Annotated in this window: 18 protein-coding genes and 1 riboswitch; of the genes, 9 read left to right on the top strand and 9 right to left on the bottom strand. The window is 62.9% G+C overall.

The window, feature by feature from the left end; translation table 11 throughout:
- Nucleotides 1-37: 37 nt before the first annotated feature.
- From ABIB44_RS02085 to sdaAB, 4 genes are all read right to left on the bottom strand, one after another.
- Complete coding sequence (locus ABIB44_RS02085; protein ID WP_354582963.1) at nucleotides 38-1,027, bottom strand: NAD(P)H-dependent glycerol-3-phosphate dehydrogenase; 990 nt, start codon at nucleotides 1,025-1,027, stop codon at nucleotides 38-40.
- A 73-nt stretch (nucleotides 1,028-1,100) separates the two neighbouring features.
- Nucleotides 1,101-2,516 carry an efflux RND transporter periplasmic adaptor subunit gene (locus tag ABIB44_RS02080; RefSeq protein ID WP_354582962.1) on the bottom strand — a complete coding sequence of 472 codons (1,416 nt, stop codon included), beginning with the start codon at nucleotides 2,514-2,516 and terminating at the stop codon, nucleotides 1,101-1,103.
- A 103-nt stretch (nucleotides 2,517-2,619) separates the two neighbouring features.
- Complete coding sequence (locus ABIB44_RS02075; RefSeq protein ID WP_354582961.1) at nucleotides 2,620-4,176, bottom strand: TolC family protein; 1,557 nt, start codon at nucleotides 4,174-4,176, stop codon at nucleotides 2,620-2,622.
- A gap of 83 nt (nucleotides 4,177-4,259) precedes the next feature.
- The gene (sdaAB, locus tag ABIB44_RS02070) at nucleotides 4,260-4,940 is read right to left on the bottom strand and encodes an L-serine ammonia-lyase, iron-sulfur-dependent subunit beta (protein WP_354582960.1); all 681 of its coding nucleotides are present in this window, start codon (nucleotides 4,938-4,940) and stop codon (nucleotides 4,260-4,262) included.
- 202 nt (nucleotides 4,941-5,142) lie between these two features.
- On the opposite strand from sdaAB, the gene ABIB44_RS02065 reads away from it, so the two are divergent.
- The gene (locus ABIB44_RS02065; protein WP_354582959.1) at nucleotides 5,143-6,135 is read left to right on the top strand and encodes a tryptophan 2,3-dioxygenase family protein; all 993 of its coding nucleotides are present in this window, start codon (nucleotides 5,143-5,145) and stop codon (nucleotides 6,133-6,135) included.
- Between the two features lie 100 nt (nucleotides 6,136-6,235).
- Here ABIB44_RS02065 and ABIB44_RS02060 read toward each other — a convergent pair whose 3' ends face one another.
- Complete coding sequence (locus ABIB44_RS02060; protein ID WP_354582958.1) at nucleotides 6,236-7,555, bottom strand: MFS transporter; 1,320 nt, start codon at nucleotides 7,553-7,555, stop codon at nucleotides 6,236-6,238.
- A 154-nt stretch (nucleotides 7,556-7,709) separates the two neighbouring features.
- Here ABIB44_RS02060 and ABIB44_RS02055 point away from each other — a divergent pair, with 154 nt between their 5' ends.
- Together ABIB44_RS02055 and ABIB44_RS02050 are read left to right on the top strand one after the other, a co-directional pair.
- Complete coding sequence (locus ABIB44_RS02055; RefSeq protein ID WP_354582957.1) at nucleotides 7,710-9,281, top strand: NAD(P)/FAD-dependent oxidoreductase; 1,572 nt, start codon at nucleotides 7,710-7,712, stop codon at nucleotides 9,279-9,281.
- A gap of 94 nt (nucleotides 9,282-9,375) precedes the next feature.
- On the top strand, nucleotides 9,376-9,735 hold the full coding sequence (locus ABIB44_RS02050; RefSeq protein ID WP_354582956.1) for a CoA-binding protein: 360 nt from the start codon (nucleotides 9,376-9,378) through the stop codon (nucleotides 9,733-9,735).
- Nucleotides 9,736-9,845: 110 nt separating this feature from the next.
- Here the strand turns inward: ABIB44_RS02050 and ABIB44_RS02045 are convergent, their stop codons facing one another.
- A complete protein-coding gene (locus tag ABIB44_RS02045; protein WP_354582955.1) occupies nucleotides 9,846-11,240 on the bottom strand; it encodes a hypothetical protein in 1,395 nt (464 codons plus the stop codon).
- Nucleotides 11,241-11,384: 144 nt separating this feature from the next.
- A riboswitch (Fluoride riboswitch) is annotated at nucleotides 11,385-11,458 on the top strand.
- Nucleotides 11,459-11,507: 49 nt separating this feature from the next.
- Here ABIB44_RS02045 and ABIB44_RS02040 point away from each other — a divergent pair.
- On the top strand, nucleotides 11,508-12,788 hold the full coding sequence (locus ABIB44_RS02040; RefSeq protein WP_354582954.1) for a chloride channel protein: 1,281 nt from the start codon (nucleotides 11,508-11,510) through the stop codon (nucleotides 12,786-12,788).
- Nucleotides 12,789-12,859: 71 nt separating this feature from the next.
- Here the strand turns inward: ABIB44_RS02040 and ABIB44_RS02035 are convergent, their stop codons facing one another.
- The gene (locus tag ABIB44_RS02035) at nucleotides 12,860-13,189 is read right to left on the bottom strand and encodes a YnfA family protein (protein ID WP_354582953.1); all 330 of its coding nucleotides are present in this window, start codon (nucleotides 13,187-13,189) and stop codon (nucleotides 12,860-12,862) included.
- Between the two features lie 232 nt (nucleotides 13,190-13,421).
- On the opposite strand from ABIB44_RS02035, the gene ABIB44_RS02030 reads away from it, so the two are divergent.
- From ABIB44_RS02030 to ABIB44_RS02015, 4 genes are all read left to right on the top strand, one after another.
- Nucleotides 13,422-14,153 carry a DUF4386 domain-containing protein gene (locus ABIB44_RS02030; RefSeq protein WP_354582952.1) on the top strand — a complete coding sequence of 244 codons (732 nt, stop codon included), beginning with the start codon at nucleotides 13,422-13,424 and terminating at the stop codon, nucleotides 14,151-14,153.
- Nucleotides 14,154-14,267: 114 nt separating this feature from the next.
- Complete coding sequence (locus tag ABIB44_RS02025; RefSeq protein ID WP_354582951.1) at nucleotides 14,268-14,825, top strand: RNA polymerase sigma factor; 558 nt, start codon at nucleotides 14,268-14,270, stop codon at nucleotides 14,823-14,825.
- A 4-nt stretch (nucleotides 14,826-14,829) separates the two neighbouring features.
- The gene (locus ABIB44_RS02020) at nucleotides 14,830-15,978 is read left to right on the top strand and encodes a hypothetical protein (protein WP_354582950.1); all 1,149 of its coding nucleotides are present in this window, start codon (nucleotides 14,830-14,832) and stop codon (nucleotides 15,976-15,978) included.
- A gap of 18 nt (nucleotides 15,979-15,996) precedes the next feature.
- Nucleotides 15,997-17,145 (top strand): outer membrane beta-barrel protein, encoded by a 1,149-nt coding sequence (locus ABIB44_RS02015; protein WP_354582949.1) that lies wholly within the window; start codon nucleotides 15,997-15,999, stop codon nucleotides 17,143-17,145.
- A 145-nt stretch (nucleotides 17,146-17,290) separates the two neighbouring features.
- Here ABIB44_RS02015 and ABIB44_RS02010 read toward each other — a convergent pair whose 3' ends face one another.
- Nucleotides 17,291-18,049 carry an RNA methyltransferase gene (locus tag ABIB44_RS02010; protein WP_354582948.1) on the bottom strand — a complete coding sequence of 253 codons (759 nt, stop codon included), beginning with the start codon at nucleotides 18,047-18,049 and terminating at the stop codon, nucleotides 17,291-17,293.
- On the opposite strand from ABIB44_RS02010, the gene tamL reads away from it, so the two are divergent.
- The gene (gene tamL, locus ABIB44_RS02005) at nucleotides 18,049-20,712 is read left to right on the top strand and encodes a translocation and assembly module lipoprotein TamL (RefSeq protein WP_354582947.1); all 2,664 of its coding nucleotides are present in this window, start codon (nucleotides 18,049-18,051) and stop codon (nucleotides 20,710-20,712) included. The genes ABIB44_RS02010 and tamL overlap by 1 nt on opposite strands.
- A gap of 13 nt (nucleotides 20,713-20,725) precedes the next feature.
- Here tamL and ABIB44_RS02000 read toward each other — a convergent pair whose 3' ends face one another.
- Nucleotides 20,726-22,942 (bottom strand): alpha-ketoacid dehydrogenase subunit alpha/beta, encoded by a 2,217-nt coding sequence (locus ABIB44_RS02000; RefSeq protein WP_354582946.1) that lies wholly within the window; start codon nucleotides 22,940-22,942, stop codon nucleotides 20,726-20,728.
- Between the last annotated feature and the right edge of the window lie 127 nt (nucleotides 22,943-23,069).

Here is a 23,069-nt window from a genome sequence, read left to right as displayed (position 1 = left end):
TTTACAGTTGAGTTTCCTTTAAAATCCTCGATTAGAACTACCGCAGCTTCTCCTTCAGCAGCTCCATCTCCACGGCTGGCGCAATGCGTTCGTACAAAATGTTATACGCCGCCTCCGTAATCGGCATGTTGACCTTCAGCTTCTTGTTGAGCTCGTGAATGGACTTTACGGCGAAGTAACCCTCGGCCACCATGTTCATTTCCAGTTGCGCTGATTTAACTGAATACCCGCGGCCCACCATGCTGCCAAACGTGCGGTTGCGCGAGAACTGCGAGTAGGCCGTTACCAGCAAGTCGCCGAGGTAGGCCGAGGCCGACAGGTCGCGCGGCTGCGGATTGATGGCCTGCAAAAACCGGCGGATTTCCTGCACCGCGTTGCTCACCAGCACAGCCAGAAAGTTGTCGCCGTAGCCCACACCGTGGGCAATGCCGCCAGTAAGGGCGATGATGTTCTTCATCACGGCGCAGTACTCAATGCCGTCGAGGTCCTGGGCCGGGTGGGCGCGCACGTAGCGGTTGCGCAGCAACTCCGAAAAGTCCTCGGCTAGTGCCGCGTCAGGCGAGCCGATGGTGAGGTAGCTCTGCTTTTCGAGGGCCACCTCTTCGGCGTGGCAGGGGCCGGCAATCACGCCCAGACGGGTGTGCGGCAGCCGGAACCGCTCGGCCACGTAGTCAGTTACGAGTTGGTTTTTGCCCGGAATCATGCCCTTAATGGCCGACACCACGCGCTTGTGCTTCAGCGCGTCGCGGTCGAGCTTGTCGAGCACGGGCTGCACGTAGGCGGCGGGCACGGCCAGCACCAGCCAATCGGCTTCCTCCACGGCGTCGTCGAGGTCGGTGGTAGGATGCACGCGGTTCAGGTCGAACTGCACGGCCGAGAGGTAGCGCGGATTGTGGCGGGTGCGCAGCAGGTGCTGCACGTCGTCTTTCGAGCGCAGCCACCAGTCGACGCGGGCCCCGTTTTCGCTCAGGATTTTGGTTAGCGCGGTGGCCCAGGAGCCGCCGCCGAGCATGGCGATTTTTTCCAATTTTGGAGGAGTTGGGATGGGAAGTAGAAGCGCAAAGAAAGCCTGACATGCAGGGTCGAAACCATGCTACGAGCTATTTAGCCGCGTCGGGGTCTTCTTTCAGGGCTTCCTTGTTCAGCGTTTTCAGGTCCTTAATCTCGACCACGGAGCCGTCCTTCAGCGTTTTTGCCACGGCCCGGAATGGGCCGCTCACCACGGTGGCCCCAGCCGGCACCCCACTCAGAATCTCAATGTTCTGGAAGTCGCTGATGCCGGTTTTCACCGGGGTCAGCACGGCCTTGCCGTCTTTCACGACAAACACAACCTCCTGAATTTCTATTTTCTGGGTCTTGTCGGCGTTGGCATCCACGGCAGTAGCGGTGCCATTGGCACGCCCGCCCACGCGCGGGCCGCCGGGGCCAGCCTCCGCCTTGGCGGCAGCAGAGTCCGAGCGCGTCGTCACGGCGGCCAACGGTACGCTCAGCACGCCGGGCTTGCGCTCGGTAATGATGTCGACCGAGGCCGTCATGCCCGGGCGAAAGGGCACCAGGGTCCGGCCGCGCACGTTGCGCAGCAAATGCTGGTAGCTTTCGGGCAGCAGCCGAATACGCACCTCGAACTCCGTCACGGCTTCGGCCGTGAGAGCATCCTTGGCCGTATTGGCAATGTTGGTGACGAGGCCCTTAAACTTCTCGTTGCGGCTTGTATAGGCATCTACTTCCACTTCCACCGAGTCGCCCAGGCTCACGTTGTTCACGTCGTTCTCGTTCACGTTCACGCGCACCTCCATGTTGTTGAGGTTGGCAATACGCATGATTTCGGTGCCTGCCATCTGAGTGGTACCCACCACGCGCTCGCCCTTCTTCACGTTGAGCTTGCTCACGGTACCGCTTACAGGAGCGTAAATGGTGGTTTTATTGAGGTTTTTGCGGGCTTCCTCCAACGAGGCCGAGGCGGCACCTACGGTGCTTTGCGCGGCCCGAATTTGCTGCCGGGCGCTGTTAATTTCCTCTTGTGAGGCATTGTAGGCAGCCTGGCTGGCCTCGTAGTCGGCCTGGGAAATCACCTTTTGCTTATAAAGCGAGGCATTGCGGCGGTACGTCAGCTCGGTTTGCTTGGCCGAGGCAATGAGTTGCTGCAGGCGAGCCTGGGCCTGGCCCACATTGGCGCGCTGGGTACCCACCTGGGCGCTTTGCACGTTCACCTGGGCCTGGTAGTTGTCGGGCCGGATGCGGAGCAGTAGCTGCCCTTTGCGCACGGAATCGCCCTCATGCACGTATAACTCGATGATTTCGCCCGACACGTCGGGCGAAATTTTCACTTCGGTTTCGGGCTGCACCTTGCCCGAGGCACTCACCTTCTCCACGATGGTGGCCGAGCCGGAGGTAGAAACCAGCACTTCCACGCCGGTGGGCTTGCCTACCCAGCCCTGCTTTTTAGCCACGGTGTAGCCAATTAGCAGTACCAGCACCAGGCCAATCAGCGAATACAGTAAACGGTTGTTTTTCATGTGTTGGTTTTCAGTGGTTTTGTTGTCAGTTGTTAGGCAGAAGCATTACCCGTTGGCCCTGATAGATAATTCTAACAACTGACAACGAGCAACTAACAACCAATTACAGCGTCAGCGGCTTGCCCTGGTAAAAGTCGAGCACTTTGTAGCGGAAGAAAAATTCGTATTTGGCCTGAATCATATCCGATTCGGCGGCGGTGAGGTTGTTGCGGGCGATGTTGAAATCGGTGCCGTTGAGCAGGCCGTTGTTGAAGCGAATTTCAGCATTGCGGAAAGCCAGCGTCAGGGCCTCCACCTGGCGGGAGCTGGCGGCGTAGCGGCGCTGGGCGGCCAGGGCATCGGCGTAGCTCTGCTGAATGGTCTGGCGCAATTGCAGCTGCACCTGCTCAGCGCGCAGGCTGGCTTGCTGCACGCTAATCTGGGCCCGCTGCACGCCCACCCGCGTTTGCAGGCCGTTGAGAATAGGCACGTTCAGCGAAAGCTGCACGAACTCGCCCCGGTTGTCGGCCAGCTGGTCCAGAAACTTATAGGGCAGCGTCGTGACGGTCGCCTGGGGCGAGAGCAGCACGTAGGGCGAGGCGGAGTAGCCGCCCGGTACGGCCGGGTTTACTTGCAGCACGGGCACGGCAATGGGTTCGCCCAAGGTGCGCACGGCCTGGGTGCGCACCGACGAAAAGCCGGTTTGCACGCCACCAGCCACCGTCAGGCGCGGGTAGTAGCCCCCCCGGGCAATGTCGAGCCCGCGCTGGGCACTGTTCACGCGCAGGTCGGCCGCTTTGATTTCGGGCTGGCGCTGGCGGGCAATCTCGAAAGTCGCGTTCGGGTTCATCGCGTCGGCGGCCGGGGCCAGGGTGGCCGGGTCGGGCAGCGTGGGTGCCACCAACGCGAACTGGCTGGCCGTGGCCGGGTCTAGGTTCAGTAGCTGCACCAGCGAGAGCTGGGCCAGGGCCAGCTGGTTCTGGGCCGTAACCAGAGTGCGCTCCTCCCCAGCCAGCTGGGCGCGGCTGTCGAGCACGTTGCCCTCGGCTACGGCCCCGGCCTTCAGCAGCTTTTCGCTGCGCGAAACCTGGGCCCGCGTGGTGCTCAGGCGCGCTTCAGAAGCCCGGATAAGCTCCTGGGCCAACAGCAGCTGCAAAAACGACGAGGCCACGTTCAGCGACAAATCATTGCGCGCCTTCTCAACATCGAAGCGGGTGGCTTCGGCTTCGAGCACGCCCTGCTTAATGGTGTTGCGCAGCTGGAAACCCGAAAACAGCGTGGCCTGACCCTGCAAGGAAAAGTTATTACCCCGCACGTTCACCGCCTGAAACTGGTTGGTGAACGGGTCCTTGTTGGTGCCGAAGCTAAAACTTTGCGAGCCGTTCAGGCCCAAGGTCGGCAGCAGGGCGGCCCGGTTGAGGCGAACGCTGGCCAGCTGTTGTTGCGCATTCAGGTCGCTGGCCCGCACCGTCAGGTTGTGCGCCAGGGCGTAGTCGACGGCCGTTGGCAGGGTCCAGGGGCCGGTGGGGGCCGCCGCCGCGGGCGCGCCCAGCACCGTGGGGGCTGGCGTAGGGGCCGGGGTTTGGGCGGCGGCGTTACCGGCAGCTAGCCCACTCAGGGCCAGGCCACCGGCTACGGCCCGCAGGCTTCGCGGCAAAATCAGGGTATTCCGTGGTTTCATAGAACAAAAAGCTAGGCAATGCGGGGCGCGAAGCTGCGCGCTGACCATACATCGTTTTCGGAGTCAGATTTATTACTGCGGGCTTAATCCAGCGTGGCAATATTGGTGATGTGGTGCACCCACCGCAGCTGACGCAGATAAGCCAGCGTTATTTCCTTGATGGGGCTGTCCATCTCGATAAACTGCCGGGCCGCGTCGTTGCGGCCCTTGCGGCTCACAAACATGGTGGCGATGTTGCATTGGTCGTGGGCAATAACCGAGGCAATGAAAGCAATGGAGCCGGGCATGTCGTCGGCATCGATAATAAGCGTGTGCAGGCTGCCCGAAAAGTCGGCCGGAAACCCGTCCACTTCCACGATGCGGATAACGCCGCCGCCCCGGCTCTGGCCCACTACCTCCACCCGCCGGCCGGTCGCCGCGTCGAGCAAATTCACCTTAATCGTGTTCGGGTGCATGGTCGAGGCATTGCCCACGCTCTGAAACGTGTAGTGCAGCCCGGCGGCCTCGGCGTGCTCGAAGGCGGTGCGAATGCGGGTGTCGTCGGGCGCGTAGCCCAGCAAGCCCGCCACAATGGCGCGGTCGGAGCCGTGGCCCTCGTAGGTGCGGGCAAACGAGTTGTAGAAGGTGACGACGGCCTCGGTGGGCAATGCCCCCAGAATGCGGATGGCAGCGCGCGCGATGCGCACCACCCCGGCCGTATGCGACGAGCTGGGCCCAATCATCACGGGGCCAATCATATCAAAAATGCTGGATTTTTCGGCCATGGAAAAGTCGGTGGAAAGGACAAGCAGGGCTAAAAGTAGCGGATGCGGGCTAACCCAACCGCTACTGCCACCGCGTCGACGACGCAAAGATGCGGGTTAGCGGCCGGGGGTTGCCCCTGCTTTGCGCCTGGCTACGTCGGCAACGCAATTTTCCGATATTTGCCCCGGCCCACCCAGCTGCCATTCACCCGCACCCCACTTTATGTCCCCCGCGCCCACCCCGGACGAATTCTCCCCCGCCGTGCTCGAGCAGCTGCGGCGCTTACAGGCCCGCTACGCCCCCGATGGCCAGGACCTGGCGGCCTACCTCGAAGGCCTTTACCACGCCAAATACATCAATTACTGGGATTACATCGAGCTCGATACGCTGCTATCCATTCAGCGCCCGCTCACCAATATTCCCGACGAGCGGATTTTCATCATGTACCACCAGATTTCGGAGCTTTACTTCAAGCTCTGCCTCTGTGAGTACGAGCAGATTGGCGACTTGTGCGAGCCCACCCTAGGCGAAGTCGTGCTGCGCCTGGGCCGCATCAACCGCTATTTCGAGAACCTGATTGACTCGTTCGACGTGATGGTCGACGGCATGGACAAAGAGCAGTTTCTGGATTTCCGCATGGCCCTGATGCCCGCTTCAGGGTTCCAGAGCGTGCAGTACCGCATGATTGAGATTGCCAGCACGGACCTCGAAAACCTCACCGACAAAGTAAAGCGTCAGGCCCTGGGCCAGGCTTCGGCCCACGACTACGACGAGCTGCTGGGCTGCATCTATTGGAAAGCCGGGGCCACCATTGAAGCCAGCGGAGCCAAAGCCCTTACGCTTATTGAGTTCGAGCGCAAATATACCACCGACCTTATCCGCCATGCCGAGGCCTTCCACGACCGCAACGTGTGGGCCGTGGTGCAGCGCCTCGCGGCCGAAGAGCAGCAGCACCCCCGCCTGCTGCGGGCCCTGCGCCAGCTCGACGTGAGCGTGAACGTGAACTGGCCGCTGATGCACTACAAATCGGCGGTGCGCTACCTGCAGCGTAACCCCACCGACGTGGCGGCCACCGGCGGCACCAACTGGCGCAATTATCTGCCTCCCAAGTTTCAGCGCCGCATTTTTTACCCGCAGATTTGGACGGCTCAGGAACTGGAGGACTGGGGCAAGGGCTGGGTAGAAACCGTGCTGGGCGAGGACACGGCGGCATAAGGCCAGGAAGCCACCTCTGCCATATCGGGCCGGACGACGACACCAGCAGAACAGCCGTTGGGGGAATAGTGCGCAGTAGCTTCGCAGCAAAGATGGCGTCTTACTCTACCATGCGGCCTTTCTCGCCACGAGTTTCGCCCATGCGCCAGTACACCAGCAGCGATAGGAACGCACAGCCCGTTACGTACCAGTAGAACCATTCTTCTACCCCTTGATTCTTGGCGAAAAGGGCCACATATTCGGCCGTACCGCCAAAAATGGCCACCGTAAGGGCGAAGGGCAGCCCCACCCCCAACGCCCGAATTTCAGTGGGGAACAGCTCGGCCTTGACCACCGCGCTGATGGACGTGTAGCCGCTCACCACAAACAGCGCGGCAATGAGCAGGCCCGCAGCAGACCAGGCATCGTGCGTCTGGGCCAACTGGCGCAGTAGCGGCACCGTACCCAGCGTAGCCCCGATGCCAAACATCAGCAGTACTGGCCGCCGCCCCACCTTGTCCGAAATAGTGCCCAGCAACGGCTGAAAAAGCAGCGCCACGGCCATCACGCCGAACGAAATCAGCGTGGCCGACTCCTTGCTGAAACCAGCAGTATTCACCAGAAACTTTTGGGCATAGGTGGTAAAGGTGTAAAAAGCCAGCGTCCCGCCCAGCGTGAGGCCCACCACCGTGAGCACAGCGCGCGGATATTGCAGCAGCTGCCGCATCTGCCCCGGCGAAGGCACATTGCCTTCGCTTTCGGCTCCGGCTAAAGTGGCCTGCTGCTTTTGCTCGAAGGCGGCGGTTTCGCCCATGTGGGTACGCAGGTAGAGCGCACCCAGCGCGGCAATGGCACCAATTACGAAGGGAATGCGCCAGCCCCAGGCGCTGAGTTGACCAGGGCTGAGCAGTTGCTGCAACACTAGTTGTACTGAAAGCGCCAGCAGCTGCCCGCCCATCAGGGTCAGGTACTGGAAGCTCGACCAAAAGCCCCGGTGCCGAGCCCCGGCCATTTCGCTGAGGTAGGTAGCCGAAGTGCCGTACTCGCCTCCCACGCTGATGCCTTGCACCAGCCGCGCCAGCAGCAGCAGCGCCGGTGCCAGCACGCCAATTGTCGCATAACCCGGCGCGGCCGCAATCAGCAGCGAGCCACCGGCCATGAGCCGCACCGAAAAAAGCAGCGCTGCCCGTCGGCCGTGGCGGTCTGCATAGGCCCCGAGCAGCCAGGCTCCGAGCGGCCGCATGAGGAACCCCACCGCGAAGATGGCGGCCGTGTTCAGCAGCTGTGCGGTGGGGCTGCCCTTCGGGAAGAATACCGGAGCGAAGTAGAGCGCAAATGCCGAATAGGCATACCAGTCGTACCATTCGACGAGGTTACCGATGGAGCCGCTCACGATGGAGCGCAGGCGGGAAACTGGGGCCAGCGTAACAGGTAGATTCATGCCCCAAGCTAAGCACGGTTTTGCGAGCTGTTGGCATAGGTTGAGACGCCAGGACGAATTTTCCGTGGCAACACGCTCTGGCGCTGCCGTACCTTTGTAGCTGCTTCAGCCCCTCGCTGAAGCCCTAAAGGATAGCCACCTTTCTATTACACAAATGTCAAAGCAAGAGTTAGAAATTCTGTTAGCCCCCGAAGTTGCCTTCGATGAGCTGGCTCGCTATGAAGCCATCCTGAAGGAGGCTGATTTAAAGCCCGGACAGGCTGACTATGTGCATCTCCGTCGTCGTTCGATTGATGCGCGGGGCCGCCAGCCGCTGGTGCGCCTGCGGGCCGACGTCTACCGCGCAGCTCCTCCTAAAGAGTTATTCGGCCCTTGGTTTATTTATCCAAATGTAAAACAAGGTGCATCGCGAGTTTTGATAGTTGGGGCTGGCCCGGCGGGTTTATTTGCCGCACTACGGTGCCTGGAGCTCGGCCTGAAACCCATCGTGCTGGAGCGCGGCCGCGACGTACGGGCGCGCCGCCGCGACCTGGCCGCCATCAACAAAGAGCAGCAGGTAAATCCCGACTCGAACTACTGCTTTGGCGAAGGCGGCGCGGGAACCTACTCCGACGGTAAGCTGTACACGCGTGCCACCAAGCGTGGCGACGTGGGCCGCGTGCTGCGCCGGCTGGTGCAGCACGGTGCCACCCCCGATATACTGGTGGATGCCCACCCCCACATCGGCACCAATAAGCTGCCGGCCGTGGTGCAGGCCCTGCGCGAAGCTATCACGCATGCCGGCGGTGAGGTCCGTTTCGAAACCCGCGTGAGCGACTTGCTGCTGGAGGGCAACCAGCTGCGCGGCGTGCTCACGGCGGCCGGCGAAACCATCGAGGCCGAGGCGACTATCCTGGCCACCGGCCACTCGGCCCGCGACATTTACGAGCTGCTGCATCGGCGCGGGGTACTTATCGAAGCCAAGCCGTTTGCCCTGGGGGTGCGTGTCGAGCATCCGCAGGCCCTCATCGACGAGGCGCAATACCGACGGGCTGAACGCGGGCTGTTGCCGGCGGCCTCCTACTCGCTGGTGCATCAAACCGAGGTGGGCGGCCAGCAGCGCGGCGTATTTTCGTTCTGCATGTGCCCGGGCGGCTTTATCGTGCCGGCGGCTACGGCCCCCGGCGAAGTGGTGGTGAACGGCATGAGCCCCAGCCGCCGCGACTCGCGCTTTGCCAACTCGGGCATCGTGGCCGCCGTGGAGCTGGCCGACCTGGACGTGGCTCAATACGGCCCGCTGGCGGGCCTGCATTTCCAGCAGCAGATTGAGCAGCTGGCTTGCCAGGCGGCCGGAGGTACGCAGCGCGCCCCGGCTCAGCTGCTCGGCGACTTTCTGAAAAACAAGCCTTCGACGAGTTTGCTCGAAACCTCTTACCAGCCCGGCCTGGTGCCCGTGCAGATGGAGGAGGTGCTGGGGCCGGTGCTGGCCGAGCGGCTGCGTCAGGGCTTCCGCGATTTTGGCCGGAAGATTCCCGGCTACGCTACCAACGCCGCCCAGATTGTGGGCGTGGAAAGCCGCACATCGGCCCCCATTCGCATTCCGCGCGACAAGGATACGCTCCAGCACCCGGTGGTGGCAGGGCTGTTTCCGTGCGGCGAAGGCGCGGGCTACGCCGGTGGCATTGTGTCGGCCGCGATGGATGGCGAGCGTTGTGCCGAAGCCGTGGCGGCCCTGGTGCGTCGGTAGCCAAGCGCAGGTTTCGGTCGTCTAATACAACCAAACGGCATCGGTTAACGAACACATCCTGGCAAGACTCATTGTCAGCTAATCAACTTAACTTATGAAAAAGACGCTCGTTCTTGGCGCTTCCGATAATCCTGCTCGTTATTCATTTCGGGCGGCCCACATGCTGAAAAACCACGGCCACGAGGTAGTGCCGGTGGGCATTCGTAAGGGCGAGGTGGCCGGCATGGCCATCCACACCGACCGCCCGCAAGCAACCGACATCGACACCGTGACCCTGTACGTGGGCCCGCAAAACCAGCCCGACTGGTACGACTACATTCTCGACCTCAAGCCGAAACGCATTCTCTTCAACCCCGGCACCGAAAACCCCGAGTTGGAGCGCCTGGCTCAGCAACGCGGCATCCAGACCGAGGAGGCCTGCACGCTGGTCCTGCTTTCGATTGGGCAGTATTAAGTGCCTATCTCAAAAAGGCGGTCATGTTGAGCTTGTCGAAGCATGACGCTTCGAGTTAATACGACCACTTAATGGAGCTAGCCGGATGGACCTGCATGGCCGGGTCGTGCTCACTTGGAGGCAGCCAGCAGGTATGGCCGAAACCGGAGCTCAACATCTTGTTTAATCAATTTAGAAAGCCCCAGGCAGCCCATCAGATAGAAGGCAAAAACTGCCAGCAACACCATTGGCCGGCGGCCCCCGCGAGCCCAGGCGGGCCAGGAGCCGAAAGCCACCAGCGCCAGCAGCAGCAGGTGCAGCGGCAGCAGGAAACGCACTTCCATGCTCAGCGGAATCACGGCCAGGCACGGCAGCAGCAAAGCGGCCAGCACCAGGGCTTCGCGGATGGTGGGCCAGCGGCGCAGGGCCACCAGCGCCGCCCAGAACCAGAGCGCATAATTCAGCAGCTGCATCGGGCGCGATGGGGCCCAGCGTTTTAGGTAGGGCGTGGGGTGGCTGATGTCGAGGCCGGCGAATAGGTGGCGAGCATAGATGCCGGCCAGCGCCAGCGGGTGCCGGGTTACCAACCCCAGGTACTGGCTGGGCGAGTCGATTGCGCTGAGGCCCTCGGCGCGGAGCACGGCAGCCCCGGCGGCATCCAGAAAAAGCAGTTGGCCAGTGGGCAGCTCATGGCCCACCGACGACTCGTATTTTTCGTGCAGCAGGCCCCATTTCAGCTTTTGCAGATAGAGGTTGTGAATGGCTAGGGTCTTAGACTGCGACAGCACCAGCGGCGTATTTGCATTAAAGTGCCGTAGGTTGATGAGCCACTGCGGGGCCAGCACCAGCCCGGCACCCAGCAGCAGCGCCGCCAGCCGCGCCCCCCAGACCCGACGCGGGGGCCGGCCAACCCACAGCAGCCCCAGCGCCGGCAGCACCGAGGCCAGATAAATCGGCCGGATATTGATGGCCAGCGCCAGCGCCGCGCCCGCCAGCAGCGCCGCCCTGAGGCGTGGCCGCTGTACCAGCCACAGCCCCGCACCCAACGCGCCCAACGCTGGAAAGTCAGACAGTGAAAAGTTGAAGTAGTCGCGCCAGAACACGAAAGCCAGGGCCACCCATACCAGCCGCCGCACCAGCGACGGGGGCTGCGGCGCCCCGATGCTCGCCTGCCACAAGCGCGGGCCCACAATTCCAAAAAGCAGGCCGGCCAGCACCGAGTTGAGCAATTTTACGACCGTTACAGCCGGCCAGCTTAGGGCTTTGCGCACCGCCAGGCACCCGAAGTTCACCAGGGGGTAGGCGTAGCCACGCATGGCATCGTCGTAGCCCAGCAGCTCGAACCGGCCGTGGCGCACGAAGCGGTGGCCCAGCTGCCAGTAGTCTTCGGCATCGTAATAGAGGTTGTGGTATTCGGTCGAAAACAGGTACAGCGCGTAGGCCAGCGCAATGGCAACCGCCAGCCCAGCTTCCGGCCGCCACGGCGAAACTGAACGGGGCACGGCGGCAACATTCGCAAGGGGCATAATATCGGGGGAAGTAGCCATACTGCGAACGCAGGGCCACCGGCAAAGGTCGCAGCCGCCAGCCAAAGGCAGCGCACCCCACCTTGGTTAACGTTTAGCGCCTCCATCCAAGGCTTCGCCAGCAAACGCCATATATATTTACCCCCAGAATACGGTGATGGATTGCCACCGCGAACCGCCGGAGCCCCGCGCCCCGCGCTGATGATTCCTACGCAACGGTACGGCCCCGACGGCCGCGCCGCCTGATTCATCCTGCCGTTCGCCCTCATGCTCCCCCCCTTCGCCCTCGCCCGCCTTCGGGTTTCCCACCCCACCGCCACCCTGCTGTTTCTGCTACGCTGGCTGCTGATTGGTAGCCTGATTGGCGCATTAGCCGGCACGGCTTCGGCAGGCTTTTTAGTGGCGCTCGACTGGGCCACGCGTTGGCGCGAAGCCCACCCCTGGGCCCTGGCACTGCTGCCGGCAGCGGGCCTGCTTATTGGCGGGGCCTACCACTACGTTGGCAATCGCGTGGTGCGCGGCAACAACCTCATTCTGGATGAAATTCATCGTCCCAGCCAGCAGCTGCCGCTGCGCATGGTGCCGCTGGTGCTGGGCGGCACGCTGGCTACCCACCTGTTTGGCGGCTCGGCGGGCCGCGAGGGCACGGCCGTGCAGATGGGCGCGGCCCTCGCCGACCAGCTTACCCGCTGGTTGGGCCTGCGCCCGCGCGACCGCCGCCTATTGCTCGTCGCGGGCATGAGCGCGGGGTTTGCCTCGGTATTCGGTACGCCGCTGGCCGGGGCCGTGTTCGGGCTTGAAGTCTTTCTGCTGGGCTCGATTCGGTACGACGCCGTGTTGCCCAGCTTTCTCGCCGCCGTCGTTGCGGACTTCGTGACGCGGGCCTGGGGCGTGGGCCACACCCACTACCCCACCCTGGCCGAATTGCCCCTCACGCCGCTTTTACTGGGTTGCACGCTGCTGGTGGGCGCGCTGTTTGGGCTCACGGCCCGGGCCTTTGCGACCCTCACGCACGGCCTGAGCCGGGTATTTGGCCGCATTGCCTACTCGCCGCTGCGGCCGGTAGTGGGCGGCGTACTGGTGGCCGGGCTGTTGTGGGTGGTGGGGCCGGTACGGTTCGGCGGGCTGGGCATTCCGGTTATCGTAGAGGCTTTTCAGCACCCACTCGCCCCCACCGACTGGGCCTGGAAGCTGGCCCTCACGGCCCTCACGCTGGGCTGCGGCTTCAAGGGTGGGGAAGTGACGCCGCTGTTTTTTATCGGGGCGGCGCTGGGCAGCGCGCTGGCCGTGGTGCTGCCGCTGCCGGTGGCTCTACTGGCGGCCATGGGCTTTGTGGGCGTGTTTGCCGGGGCAGCCAATACGCCGCTGGCCTGCACGCTCATGGGGCTGGAGCTGTTCGGCAGCCACGCGGCCGTTTACCTGGCGTTGGCTAGCGTGGTGGCGTATTTGTTCTCGGGCCACCACGGCATCTACAGCTCGCAAGTGGTGGGCCAAGCCAAACACCTGCGCTTCGGCCGGCAGCAGGGCCAGCGGCTGGGCGATTTGTAATGGGTCGAACGCAGGCAATACTTCAACTGCGCTCAGCCATGAGCGTTTCAGAAAAAGCACCCGACACGACCTTAGGAGCGAGGCCAGAACAGGATGACGCCAATCCCCACGAAGCATATTGCCCCGCCGATAGCATCGTATCGGTCGGGCCGGAAGCCATCGAAATACCAGGCCCAGGCAATGGACATGAGGATGAAAACGCCCCCGTACACGGCGTAGGTTTTACCAAACGTCATCCTCTGCCAAGTGGCCACCCAGCCATAGATAACTAGCAGCACGGCACCGAGCAGGCCCATCCAGGCTGGTTGTTCGGCCTTGAGCCACTGCCACATCAGGTAGCCTCCGCCAATTTCGCAGAGGCCGGCCAGCACATACAGCGCGAGGGGTTGAAGGTTGGGCATGAGCAGTAATGAAGCAAAATTCGCAAGCCGGAGCCACTGCCCCGCGTTCCGTCTACGCCAATCCCACGACCGGCAGCCACCTTGGCGGCCTACTACGCCTCCTTAAAAGAAACGCCGCGGCCCAGGCAACCCAGGCCGGCGGGTTCGAATCTGCCAACCCAACTACGGCAGCAATTGGAGCCTCCTCCGGCACCGCTTGCCTGCCATTACCCCCCACTCCACTAATTTTCTGATGCTTAACCGCTCCATCGAAGATTCTCCGCTTTGGTATGCCCGCCTCGGCGGCGCGCTATACCTCGCCATTATTCTGTGCGGAGGCTTTTCGGAGGGGTTTGTGAACGGCAAGCTGATGGCCGGCGATGCGGCGACTACGGCGCACAATATCCTGGCCGCCCCGGGCCTGTGGCGGCTAGGTACTGCCCTCAACCTGCTGGTCGTGCTCTGCGCCGTACCGCTGCTGTGGATTGAATTTCAGCTGCTGCGGCCCGTCAATAAAAGCCTGGCGCTACTGGCCTTGCTGCTCAACGCCGTGTCGCTGGCCGTGGAGGCCGTGAGCAAGCTTTTTCAGCTGCTGGTGCTGCCCATTCTGCAAAGTGCCGAATATCTCCGGGCCTGGGGCCCCACCCGGGTCGCCCTGCTGGCCAACCTAGCCCTCAAATCGCACGACACGGCTTTCAACATCGCCCTGGTCTTTTTCGGCCTCACCTGTCTGGTGAATGGCTACCTTATTTTCAAATCGGGCTTCCTGCCCGCGGTGCTCGGTGTGTTGATGCAAGTGGCCGGAACCGCCTACCTGATAGCCTGCCTCGCGGCGCTATTTGCCCCGGCCCTGGCCAACCAGCTGCTTCCCGGCATCCTGCTGCTCCCGCTCGTGGGCGAATTATCGCTGTGTCTGTGGCTGCTTGTCAAAGGGTTAAATAACGGCCGATGGCAAGAGGCCCGGCGCTCGGTCCCGAGCAGGTGAGCCGGCGATTCGGGAGGCTGCGATGGTAGCAGTCGTCAAAAAAATTTATTGACAGGGGCAACCTTTGGGGGCGCAACGGCATCTGCCGCTGCATCTCACCATCCTTTCTGCGCCTTGCCTACTCTTACTTTATCGGAAGCCGACCTCATCGCCGCCTGCGTGCGCGGCGAGCACCGGGCGCAGCGCCAGCTCTACGAGCAGCTGGCCGGGCTGATGCTCACCGTGTGCCGCCGCTACCTCAAGCGCCGCGAAGATGCCGAAGAAGCCCTGCTGCTGGGCTTTGCCAAGATGTTTCGGGCCCTGCCCAACTACCGCTTCGAAGGCAGCTTCGAGGGCTGGGTGCGCCGCATCATGGTGAATGAGGCGCTGATGCAACTGCGCCAACGCGAGCTGCTAACGGTGTCGTTCGAGGAGTTTGTGCAGCCCGAAAACCTGGCCGTAACGGCCGCCACCGCCGATACGCAGCTGCAGGCCGAAGACCTGCTCAGCCTGCTCGCCACCCTGCCCGCCGGGTATCGCACCGTTTTCAACCTCTACGCCCTGGAAGGCTATGGCCACCAGGAAATTGCCGAGCTGCTGGGCATCAGCGAAGGCACCAGCAAGTCGCAGCTGAGCAAGGCCCGCGCCCTGCTTCAGCGGCGCATCCAGTTTTCCGCCATTAGCACCAACTAGACCCATGTCTACCGAAAATATCGACGACTTATTCCGCCGCCAGCTCGGCGACCACGAAACGCCGCCCGGCGACGAGCTGTGGGCCCGCCTACAGGCCGGCCCCGCTGCCGCCGCCCTGCCAGGTTCAAGCCCGGCTCCCGAAGCCCACGCGCCCGCGTCCGACCGGCTCAACCAGCTGTTTCAGCACAAGCTGAATACCCACGCTACGCCCCCGCCCCGGGAAATTTGGGAGCGCCTCGAAGACGAGCATCTGCGCCCGCGCAAGCGCCGGGCCGCCGCCTGGTGGCCCCTGGGCATGGCCGCCGCCGTGGCGCTGCTCCTGCTGGCCGGGGGTGCGGGCCTGTGGCTGGGCTGGGTCGGCGGCGCGGGGCAGAGTAGCACGGTGGCTTTGAAACCGGTAAACAAGCAGGCTGATAAGGCACGGGCCAATGCAGATGGGCAGCGTCAGACTGGCGGCCCCAACCTCGGCGAAGCCAGCCCTACAAAGCCAGGCCAGTCGCCGCTAGTCGCTGTGGCCGTCACGAAAGCTGCTGCTGGCAATGCTGGCACGGCTACGGCTGGCCAAACCCTCGCGCAGGCATCAGAAACCAAGATTTCCGGCTCTACTCAAAAAAACCTGCCGGCCCGGGCAACCCGCCCCGACGGCCCCGCATCTAGCGCTTCGAAGGTCGGGATGATGGCTCAGCAGTCGCCCCGCCGCCCTCGGGGAGCTTCCCGGCAGCCGGACGCGGCGGCCGCTCCCACCCCGCTGGTGGCCCGCACGACGGCCCCCCTGCACACCCCACCAACCCGACCGGCTGACGAGCCGGCCCCGGCAGTAGCCTCCGCCCATCTACCAACACCCACTCCAACTCCGGCCGGGGAAATCGTTCCCGCCGCCACTGCTTCTCCCGCTACCCTCGCTGCTGCAACCTTGATTACGGTTGATGTGCGCAACGGTGCGGCCCGCCGCCCCTCACTGGCTACGGCCGTGGCCTCGGCCGCCGCTGCCACCCAAGAGCGCCAGGGCCTGGGTGGCCGCCTGCTGCGGCAGGTGGGCCACGCGGTGCGGGGCGAGCGCCTCAGCCTGTCGGAAGTGACCGGCCTGCCCGAAAACCTGACCCTGGAAGCCAACATTGCTGGCCGCCGCGTCAGCAAGTCCATTCAACTCTAACGCTCTTTTTCAGAAATCATGCAACGCGCTTTTCTCCCCTTTTCTCTGCTTCTAGCCCTGGTGCTTGGGCTTTCTTCGCAGGCGCAGGCCACGACTTTGGCCCGGCCGGCTACCGTGAAAGACACCATTGTGGTGCGCCTGCCCAATAAGGCGGTAATTACCCTGATGGTGCGCGACGCCGCCCAGCTGCGCCAGCTTAAAAAGTACCAGCTCGATTCGCTTACCTCGCGGCTGGCTACCTACATTACCCAGGCTGAGGCGGCTGCCAAAAACGCCACCACCAACCAGGTAACGATGGAATTTTACCCCGACAAGGACCAGCCGGGCAAGAACATGCCCGAGCAAATCCGCATCACCACGCACAAAACCGCCGCTGGCACTTCTTCTAGCAACAAGGTGGAAGTGATGATGGACAAGGCCTCGAAAAACACGGGCGTGAGCTTTAAAATTGGTGGTAAAACCGATGCTGAGCGCAAAGCCCGCGAACTCAACCGCGATTCGGTACGCCTGAAAAACTTCGAAAAACCCCACACCAAGTCGCACCTGATTTTTGACCTGGGCCTGAACGCGCTGGTGAACCAGAAAACCTACCTCGCGCGCGATGGCCAGCCCGAAAGCCTCGACCTGCGTTCCGGAGGCTCGCGCTACGTCAACATTGGCCTAAACTGGGACCCCCGGCTCGGCGGCAAGCATAGTCCCGTCAGCCTAACCATCGGGCCCGAGTTTGCCTTCAATAACTACATGCTGAGCGGCAACAACAAATGGGTGAATAACAACGGCCGCACCGACGTGGTGCGCGAAACCGACGGCCGTCAGTATCAGAAATCCAAGCTGGCCTCTTCCAGTGTGAACCTGCCGGTGATGCTGCGCCTCCAGCTGCGGGATTCGCACTATCGCCCCACTTTCCTGGTTGGCGCAGGCGGGTTCGTGGGCTACCGCATCAAGTCCTGGACCAAGCTGAAGTACACCAGCGAAGGCACCACCTACAAGGACAAAGAAGACGGCAGCTACAACATGGAAAACTTTCTCTATGGCCTACAAGGCACCATTGGCTACGGCGACCTGGAGTTTTTCGCCAAATACAACATGAACAGCCTGTTCAAAGCCGGGGCCGGCCCCGATACCCAGGTTCTCAGCTTCGGCATCCGGCTAATTGGCGTGAATTAAAAGGTACGGCTCTCACAGGCGTATGCTATTAGAAACGTCATGCTGAGCGTAGTCGAAGCATCTCTACCGCAGCAGTAATCACATTTACTATGGCGGTAGAGATGCTTCGGCTACGCTCAGCATGACGTTTTTTTGCCCTTTCCCTCTACTGCCCGCGGAAAAAATTATCCAGCAGAATCGCGGCAGAAATGGCCACGTTCAAGCTTTCGGCCTGGCCGCCGGCCCCGCGCGGGATGTGCAGCTTGCGCGTGAGAGCCGCCGCCACGCCTGGCGTGAGGCCGTGCGACTCGCTGCCCATAACCAACACGCCGGCCGGGCGCAGGGCAAGGCGGTGCACGTTGTCGCCCTCCAAATCGGCCCCGTAGATGCCCACGGCGGGCGGCAGCGTAGGCAGCCACTCGGCCAGGTCGCGCTCCCAGACGCGCACCCGGGCGAACGCACCCATGCTGGCGGCCACGGTTTTGGGCGCGTAGGCATCGGCGCAGCCGGGGCTGAGCACGACGCCGGGCAGGCCGTACCAATCGGCCAGGCGCAGCAGGGTGCCCAGGTTACCGGGGTCGCGCACCTCGTCAAGGGCCAGCAACAAACCGGTTTCGGGCAGCGTTAGGGGCAGCGGCGGCGTGGCGGGCTGGCGGGCAATGGCCAGAGCGGTGGTATTGGTAGCCAGCGTGCCGAGCTGCGTGAGCTCGTGCTCGGTGGCCAGGCTCAAGGGCAGGCTGGAAGGGAGTTGGGCACGGTATTGGTCGGCAAATTCGGGCGTGGCCAGTACGTGTTCGGTTTCCAGGGCAGAACTTAGCAGCTCCAACACGCTTTTGCCGCCTTCCACCAGAAACGCGCCGTGGCGGTGCCGGTATTTCTTTTGGTGCAGTGACTGCACGTATTTGCCCAGTGCTTTTGAAACCATTGTCGACTTCCTGTTTTGCAAACCTACGCCGCAGCGGCCGACTGGGGCCGCTACTGGCCCTTTTAGCGGTAGCCGCCTGTTCGCCGTTTAAGCTCCTCAAGCCCAACCAACGCCTGCTAAGCCGCGTCGAAATAACCGGCGTGAAGAAGCAGGTCGACAAAGATGCCCTGGCAACCTTGGTGCGGCAAAAGCCTAATACCCAGCTGCCGCTACCCAAGCTGGCCATCTACCAGCTGGGCGTGAAGTTTTACGATTCGGTGAAGCTGCGCTCGAAGCTGCGCGACATTGAGAGCACCTACGCGGCCAAAATGCAGGCTGCCGGCACCGACTCGGCCAAGCTCGGCCAGCTCATTACCCAGCGCGAGCGCAAAGCCAAGCGCAAGCAGCTGGCCCTCGACAAGGGCAACGCCATCATGCGGCTGGGCGAGCCGCCCGCCATTTACGACACCGCCCTCACGGCCCGCACCGTGCAGCAGATGACCACCTACCTGCACACCCACGGCTTTTTTCGGGCCCAGGTGGCGGCCACCGACACCGCCCGCTTTCGCCGGGGCCTGTTGTTTCGCGTCCTCACGCTTCCGGGTCGGCTGCTACCCAGCAAGCCCGACTCGCTCGACCGCGCCAAACAGTACCGCCGCGTAACGGTCATCTACCGCGTCGACGAAAACCTGCTCTTTCGCTACCGCCTGCAGCCGCCCGTCATTCCCGATTCAGGCGTGGCCGCCGTGGTGCGCCAGGTGCGGCCCGCCACGCTGCTGCACGAAAACGGCCGCTACAACGAAGACACCGTGGGCCTGGAGCGCGCCCGTCTCGAAACGGCCATTAAAAATGCCGGCTATTTCGACTTTCGCCAGCAGTACATTAGCTACGAAGCCGACACGAGCTATGCGGAGGGCACCGTACGCCTGCGCATGTTCATTGCCAACCCGGCCCCCGGCCAGGGCCACCGGGTATACACCATCCGGGAGGTGCGCTTCATCACCGATGCCGGGGTGGGGCGCACTCTGCGCAACGCCACCGGCGACACCCTGCGCCGCGCCGGTACCGCCGCGGCCCTGCGCGCCCGCCCCAGCCTGGGCCAGCGTACCGACACCGTCGTCACCGACTCCATCCGCTTCGTTGCCTACAAGCAACTGTACAGCACCAACCTACTGGCCCGCAAAGTACTGGTACGGCCCGGCCAGCGCTACAGCCTGGCCCGTACCCTGCAAAGCCAGCGCCTGTTGGCCGACCTCGACATGTTTCGGTTTGCGACTGTTAATTACCGCAAGGTGCCTGACCCGCCCGCTACCGACAGCGCCAGCCTGCACCCGAGCACCGGCGAGCTGGTAGCGGTGATAAACGCCTCGCCCGCGCCTAAATATTCACAAACCAGCGAAGTAGGCGGCACCTACGTGGCTACGCTGCCGGGCCCGTTCATCAACCTGCGCCTGAAAACCCGCAACCCTTTTGGCGGGGCCGAGGTGCTGGAAGTCGGCGTTCGGGCCGGTTTCGAAGGCCAGCTTCCGCGCATTGCCACAACCAATGGCCCATCGCCGGTTCCCGTGTACACTACCCAGCTCGGCGCGACGGCCGCGCTGGTGCTGCCTCAGTTTCTGGTTCCGTTCCGCACCAATCAGTTCCTGACGCGCTACAATCCTAAAACCCGGTTTTCCCTTTCCGAAACCTACGTGAAGCGGCCGGAGTACACCCGCTCCAACTTCGAGTTTGCCTTCGACTACATCTGGCAGCGGTCGGTTTACCACCAGTACGTGTTCTCGCCGGTCGTCATTACCCTGGTCAATACCCCGACTACCGACTCAGCGTTTCAGCGGCTGCTCGATTTGCGAAAGGTGTTTAACGGTTCTTCCCTGTATCGCTCGTTTTCGCGCCAGATTGAGCCCAGTTTCAGCTTCACCTCCCTCTACAACTCCAACGACTTTAACGAAACCCGCGATGCGAGCTACCTCCGGCTTTTTGCCGAAATCGGCGGCCTCACGCGGGGCCTCTACCGCGACGCACTGTTTCGGCAAACTGGCCTGAACGTGTACGATTTCGCCCGTTTCAGTGCCGATTACCGCCGCTACCACCACCTCACGCCCAATACATTTTTTGTTTGGCGGCTAAATGGCGGCGTGGTGCATGCGCTCACTCGCACCGAAGGCCAGTTTGTGGTGCCTTACGACAAATCCTTTTTTGCCGGTGGCTCGACCAGCCTGCGGGCCTGGCAGCCCCGCCGCCTGGGGCCGGGCGGCTACACCCCCATGCGGACCGTGTTGGTCGATGGACGGTCCGAAACCGCCCGCGACTACGTTTCCGAGCAACCCGGCGAGCTGCTACTGGAGGGCAGTGCTGAATACCGTTTCCCGATATACAGCTTCGTGAAGGGAGCCGTATTCACCGATTTTGGCAACGTTTGGGGCCTACAGGAGCAGAAGCAGCCCAATGGCGACTACATCCGTGATGGCGCGCAGTTTCAGTTGAATACATTCTATCGGCAAATTGCCGTGGGCTCGGGCTTCGGCATCCGCTTCGACTTTACCTTCCTGATTCTGCGCCTCGACATCGCCACCAAAATCTACGACCCCACTGCGCCCATCGCCGCCGATAAATGGGCCCTTCGCAATTTCGACAGCAGCGCCAACCCCATTTCCTTCAACCTGGGAATCGGTTATCCGTTTTAGCAGTCTAGCGGGCCTAGTACCCCAGCAATTCTGCTAGCGCCACCGCAACTTTGGCGGCGCTGGGCAGCATCTGGCGCTCCAGCTCCACGTTCAGGGCAATGGCGGGCAGGTTGGCCGCCCCGAGCGTGAAAACCGGCGCATCGAGCACCGTGAAGCAGTGCCGCTGAATGCGGCCCGCCAGGCTCTCGGCAAAGCTATTGAGCAAGGGCTCCTCGGTGAGGACGAGCACCTTGCCGTGGCGGCGGGTGGCAGCCGTCACAGCCTCGAAATCAATGGGGCTCAGCGTGCGCAGGTCGAGGATTTCGATTTGACCCGGAAAATCGCGGCTGGCGGCCCGGGCCCAGTGCACACCCATGCCATAGGTGACGACCAGCGCCGTGTTGCCGCGCCGCAGCTGCTCGGCATCGGCCGCCTGCGCGATGGCGGCCTGGCCCAGCGGAATAACGTAGCCAGCGGCCGGCTCCACGGTTTTGGCTTCTTCGGTGCCCGACACCTTGCTCCAGTACAGGCCCTTGTGTTCGAGCATGATAACCGGATTAGGGTCGAGAAAGGCGGCGCGCATCAGGCCCTTCATATCAGCCGCGTTGCTAGGGTACACCACCTTGATGCCGCGAATGGTGAGCAACGTGCTTTCGATGGAACCCGAATGGTAAGGCCCGCCCCCGCCGTAAGCCCCAATCGGCACCCGAATGAGCGCCGGAATCGGAAACTTACCCATTGTGAGATAGCACGATTTCGAAAGCTCCTCCACCAGCTGATTCAGGGCCGGCCAGATGTAGTCGGCAAACTGAATTTCGACGATGGGCCGCGCACCCACGGCCGCCATGCCCGCCGTGCTACCCACGATGTAGGCCTCCTGAATGGGCGTATTGAATACCCGCTTTTCGCCGTACTTCTTGGCCAGCAGTGCGGCTTCGCGGAACACCCCGCCCAACTCGCCGCCCACATCCTGCCCATAAAACAACGCCTCCGGGAATTCGCGCAGGATGTCGTCCACGGCGTGCAGGGCGGCATCGACCATTAGGGCTTTGTCGGCCCCGGCGGGACTGCGCTCACCGGCTTCCGCGGTCACGGCTGGCGGGGCAAACTCGTGGTCGGCGAAGGTGGCCGGGTCGGGATTGGGCGCGGCCAGGGCTTCGGCCCAGTCGGCGCGCACCGTGGCACGGGCCTGGGCTTGCAGCTGCGTCAGGACTTCGGCATCTACCCCCGCCGCCAGCAGCTGCCGATGCAGGCGCGGCAGGGGGTCCTGCACTTGGTGCGCGGCCAGGTCCGAACGGTACCACTCGCGCCGGACGCCACTGGTGTGGTGGCCCAACAGCGGGCATTTGGCGTGCACCAGCACCGGCCCGCGCCGGGCCCGCACGTGGGCAAACGCCTCACTCAAGCCGGTGTACGACGAGCCGAAATCGGCACCATCCACCTGCATCCGGCGCAGGCCGGGAAAGCCGGCGGCAAACTCGTAGGCACTCATGGCGCGCATTTCGCGGCCGGTCGCCGAAATGCCCCAGTCGTTGTCCTGCACCAGGTACACGATGGGCAGCTGGTGCAGAATAGCCATTTGCAGCGCTTCGGCCACCTCGCCTTCGGTCATGGCCCCGTCCCCAATCGAACACAGCACCAGCGGTTTAATCGCAGCGGCATTTTCCCCTGCCAGCTCCGCAGTTCTCGGAACAACCAGTTTTTGGCTTTCGAAATAAGCCAGCGCGTGCGCCGCCCCGGTAGCCGGGATGGCCTGCATGCCTGTGGCCGAGCTTTGGTGCGGAATCATCGGCACGCCCGCCCGGCGCAGCGAAGGGTGCGCATAGTAGGTACGCCCCCCGCTGAATGGGTCATCGGCCTTGGCCAGCAGCTGCAGCATCAGCTCGTAGGGGCGCAGGCCCAAGCCCAGCAGCAGAGCGTCGTCGCGGTAGTAGGGCGCGGCGTAGTCGGTTTCCTTTAATAAGAAAGCGGCGGCCAGCTGCACGGCTTCGTGGCCCCGGGCGGTGGCGTGCACGTAGCGCGCGGCCACGGTTTTTTCTTCTTCGAAGAGTGCCGCCATTTCGGCGGCGGTGTGCATCAGGCCGAAAGCGCGCTTCAACAGGTCTCCATCCACCGCGGCCGTAACTGCCGCCGGAGCCGGCGCGGTAAAGGCAGCCGCAGCGGCAGCCGCGGCCGAAGCCACGCGGGTGGCAGCAAAGTCAGTGGTATCGGGAGTAGTTTCGGCAGCGGCGGGAGCAGCAGATTCAGTCATCGGGGGCGGGACGGGTTTGACTGCAAAAGTACACCCGGCCCCGCCCTCGTATCTTTGTCGCCGCTCCGGCATCCGGCATTTGCCGGGGCTGCGGCCACCGTTCGCCACTTTTCGGTGCGCGGTATTT

This window comes from Hymenobacter sp. UYCo722, from assembly GCF_040547115.1.
Classification (GTDB): Bacteria; Bacteroidota; Bacteroidia; order Cytophagales; family Hymenobacteraceae; genus Hymenobacter.
The sequence above is the reverse complement of the archived record's forward strand: the minus strand, read 5'-3'. Positions and strand labels throughout refer to the sequence as shown.

Bases quoted from the DNA above. Each gene is read 5' to 3' on its own strand.
- ABIB44_RS02080 (WP_354582962.1), bottom strand. From the start codon at position 2,516: ATGAAAAACAACCGTTTACTGTATTCGCTGATTGGCCTGGTGCTGGTA.
- ABIB44_RS02060 (WP_354582958.1), bottom strand. From the start codon at position 7,555: ATGAATCTACCTGTTACGCTGGCCCCAGTTTCCCGCCTGCGCTCCATC.
- ABIB44_RS02030 (WP_354582952.1), top strand. From the start codon at position 13,422: ATGCTTAACCGCTCCATCGAAGATTCTCCGCTTTGGTATGCCCGCCTC.
- ABIB44_RS02065 (WP_354582959.1), top strand. From the start codon at position 5,143: ATGTCCCCCGCGCCCACCCCGGACGAATTCTCCCCCGCCGTGCTCGAG.
- ABIB44_RS02075 (WP_354582961.1), bottom strand. From the start codon at position 4,176: ATGAAACCACGGAATACCCTGATTTTGCCGCGAAGCCTGCGGGCCGTA.
- ABIB44_RS02010 (WP_354582948.1), bottom strand. From the start codon at position 18,049: ATGGTTTCAAAAGCACTGGGCAAATACGTGCAGTCACTGCACCAAAAG.
- ABIB44_RS02045 (WP_354582955.1), bottom strand. From the start codon at position 11,240: ATGCCCCTTGCGAATGTTGCCGCCGTGCCCCGTTCAGTTTCGCCGTGG.
- ABIB44_RS02035 (WP_354582953.1), bottom strand. From the start codon at position 13,189: ATGCCCAACCTTCAACCCCTCGCGCTGTATGTGCTGGCCGGCCTCTGC.
- ABIB44_RS02040 (WP_354582954.1), top strand. From the start codon at position 11,508: ATGCTCCCCCCCTTCGCCCTCGCCCGCCTTCGGGTTTCCCACCCCACC.
- sdaAB (WP_354582960.1), bottom strand. From the start codon at position 4,940: ATGGCCGAAAAATCCAGCATTTTTGATATGATTGGCCCCGTGATGATT.
- ABIB44_RS02050 (WP_354582956.1), top strand. From the start codon at position 9,376: ATGAAAAAGACGCTCGTTCTTGGCGCTTCCGATAATCCTGCTCGTTAT.
- ABIB44_RS02020 (WP_354582950.1), top strand. From the start codon at position 14,830: ATGTCTACCGAAAATATCGACGACTTATTCCGCCGCCAGCTCGGCGAC.
- ABIB44_RS02015 (WP_354582949.1), top strand. From the start codon at position 15,997: ATGCAACGCGCTTTTCTCCCCTTTTCTCTGCTTCTAGCCCTGGTGCTT.
- ABIB44_RS02000 (WP_354582946.1), bottom strand. From the start codon at position 22,942: ATGACTGAATCTGCTGCTCCCGCCGCTGCCGAAACTACTCCCGATACC.
- ABIB44_RS02055 (WP_354582957.1), top strand. From the start codon at position 7,710: ATGTCAAAGCAAGAGTTAGAAATTCTGTTAGCCCCCGAAGTTGCCTTC.